Source organism: Mycobacterium sp. (assembly GCF_052145595.1).
Lineage (GTDB): Bacteria > Actinomycetota > Actinomycetes > Mycobacteriales > Mycobacteriaceae > Mycobacterium.
This window is the reverse complement of sequence record NZ_JBKQOI010000188.1, coordinates 1-3,353: the sequence shown is the minus strand read 5'-3', so window position 1 is coordinate 3,353 and position 3,353 is coordinate 1. Positions and strand designations below refer to the sequence as shown.

Here is a 3,353-nt window from a genome sequence, read left to right as displayed (position 1 = left end):
CGTTGCAGGACGCAGGCGCCGTGGTGTGAGATGGCTGGGTCTGAGCCTGGCCGCGGTGCTTTCGGCCGCTGGGATGGCGGCTGCTGGTGCGGGGTCTGCGGCCACGGCGGCCACGGCGCCCACGGTGGACCTGAAGGTCCTGCTGATCGGGAGCGGGTCGGCTGATCCCACGACGGCGGCCTGGGAGTCCGCGCTGGCCACTGAGGGGGTTCCCTATACCGAGGTCGATGCCACGGGCACGTCCGGTTCGTGGACGGTGACCCTGCCGACGTTGTCCAGTGGCACCACGGGCAACTTCAACGGCGTGGTGATCGCTGACTCGCCGGCGGACTTCGCCTCAGGGCAGCTGACCGCGCTGGATACCTATGAGTCCAGCTTCGGCGTGCGCCAGATCGACGGCTACATGTTCCCCGACCCGAGCCTAGGCGCGACCGAGGCGAGCGGGGGAGCGCTGGATGGCACCACGGCGACGCTGACCACCGCCGGGCTGGCCGCCTTCCCCGAGCTGAAGGGCCCCGTCGCCTTCGCCACCGGCACTTACGGCTACGGGGCCACGGTTACCGCCGGGGCTCCGTTCACGTCGTTCTTGAACAACTCCGCCGGGGACACCCTGGCCGGGGTGTACCTGCACCCGGGCACCGACCCGCAGGCCGGGGTGTCGGAGCTCTCGCTGTTCTTTGACTACAACTCCGGCCAGACGCAGTGGCTGGAGATCGCGCCCGGGCTGGTCAACTGGGTGACCCAGGACACCCACCTGGGCCTGTACCGCAACTACGTCGAGATGGACATCGACGACACCTTCACGCCGGACGACGCGTGGAGCATTACCAATCACACCATCGACTACTCGGACGCGGACGCGCTGCGGATGCGGCCCTCCGATGTCCCCTATGCGGCGCAGTGGTCGCAGGCGAACCACTTCCGGATGGACCAGCTGTTCAACTACGCCAGCAGCATCGCGGCCCAGTCCGGTGACCTGACTTACGACGGCGCCCCCACCGGCACCGTCACCAGCGACCCGCTGACGGCCGCGTTCCAGGCGACTGACCCGGCGACCAGCAAGCCTTACACCGACGACTTCGGCTGGATCAGCCACACCTATGACACGCCCTATATGGATGTGGGCTGCGCGACGGAGAACTACATCGAGGCGGAGCTGAACGAGAACACCAGCTCGATAGCGGCCGCTCCCGGCGCGACGGCGGGAACGGGAGGACTCGGGCTGGCCTCGAGCACCGACGACTCACTCTCGTACGGGTATGAGGACCCGCAGGTGTTCGTGCCTGGCAACCACTCGGGCTTTGCCGACCTGGTGCCGGGCAACCCGGCCACCGTCGACCCGCCGGACCTGGACACTTCGACCGCGGCGAGCACGACCGGCGGGAAGCTGGCCGCGGGGACCTATGAGTACGCGGTGACCGACCAGTTCAACGGCTCGGACTCGCCGAGCACCGACCAGTCCTCGGCCTATGTGACCGCGCCCATCACGGTGTCGTCACCGAACAATTCGGTGACGCTGACGTGGCAGTCGATCTGCCACGCGGCCAACTACCTCGTCTACCGTGCGGCGTCCCCGTACACGACCTGGTCGCTGGTCGGCAACCTGGCTACCCCGGCGTCGGCCACGCTGCCCGACAACAGCTCGGGTAACCCGACGTCGACGACCGATGTCACCGGCGGCGGCGAGCTGGAGCAGACCTACACCGATACCGGTGCCGCCGGCACGGCGGCTGGCTTCACCACCCCGCCGGTCCAGGAGAACGCCGTCGAGAAACCCTGGGAGCAGAACCCCTACTTCGTTCCCGCCATGGAGGCGGTCGGGATCACCGCGGTGGGCGACGACGCTTCCAAGACCTACCCCAACCCGCCCACCGACGAGTTCGGCATCGGGGCCAGCTACACCGGGGCCACCTATCCGGCGGGCTCGACCTTCGTTGATGGGACCGCGCAGGTGGTCCCGCGGCACCCGATCAACATCTACTACAACAACTCCACCGAGGCGCAAGCGGTCGACGAGTACAACACCCTCTACCTGCCCCCGTCGCTGGGTGGCCAGTGTGATACGAGCACGACGGTGTGCCTGACCGCGCCGGCGACGTTCCAGGACATCGTCAACCAGGTCGTGTCGCAGATGTTCACGTTCATGCTGAGCAACAACCCCGAGCCGAGCTACGTGCACCAGACCAACCTGATGGGCGCGCCGCCCGGCTGTGCCACCCCGACGGTGTGCAACGCCGCGCCGCCGGCCACCGCGCCGGGCACGGCGGACACGACCGGCGATGGCCTGCTGTACTCGGTGCTCAACCCGCTGCTGGCCCAGTACAACGCCGCGTTCAACGCCACCACCACTCCGTACGAGCAGCTGACCGAAGGGCAGATCGCCACCGTCCTGGCCGAGCAGGCGGCGTGGGGCGATGGCACGTCCGGGGTCAGCGCGACGGAGACCAATCGTACGGTCACCGTCACCAACAGCGGCTCGGCGGTGAACGTCCCGATCACCGCGCCGGCCGGCACCACTGTCAGCGGCGCGGCGTTCGGCACGGCCTACGGCGGCCAGCTGTCCGCCTGGGTGAACCTCGGCACCGGGGCCACGGAGACCCTGACCGAAACCGTCCTGCCGTCCCCGTGGACCGATTCGGATGTGGGGAGCCCGGCTCCGGCCGGGTCGGCTTCGTACTCGAACGGGGTCTTCACCGTCAAGGGCGCTGGCGCTGATATCTGGGGGGGCAGCGATCAGTTCAATTACGTGTCGCAGCCGCTGACCGGGAATGCCAGCATCGTGGCCCGGGTGACGTCGCAGTCCGACACTGATCCGTGGGCGAAGTCCGGCGTGATGATCAAGCAGTCCACTGCCACCGGCTCGTCTTATGCGCTGCTGGGCGTGACGCCGGGTAACGGCATCGCCTTCCAGTACGGGTACAACTCCCAGGTGGCGGGCGGGAGCTACACCTTCCCGAACGCCTGGCTGAAGCTGACCCGGACCGGGAGCACCATCACCGCGTTCTCCTCGGCCGACGGCACCACCTGGACCCCGGTCGGGGCGACCACGATCTCGTTGACCGATCCGGTGACGATCGGCTTGTTCACCACCTCCCACAACGCCAGCGCCCTGAGCACATCCACCTTCGATAATGTGAGTGTTACCGCGGGTGGCTCCAGTGCGGTGCCGTCGCCGTGGGCGGATGCGGATGTGGGCGGCCCGGCTGTGGCGGGGTCGGCGTCGTACTCCAGCGGGGTCTTCACCGTCAACGGCGCTGGCGCTGATATCTGGGGGGGCAGCGATCAGTTCAATTACGTGTCGCAGCCGCTGACCGGCAATGCCAGCATCGTGGCGCGGGTGACGTCGCAGTCCG

Annotated in this window: 1 protein-coding gene; it reads left to right on the top strand. The window is 68.1% G+C overall.

The features are described from left to right. Positions 1 to 25: 25 nt before the first annotated feature. Positions 26 to 3,353, top strand: a 3,328-nt coding sequence (locus tag ACLP4W_RS17165; RefSeq protein WP_442387924.1) for an Agd3-related carbohydrate-binding protein, incomplete at its 3' end; no start/stop codon positions are given.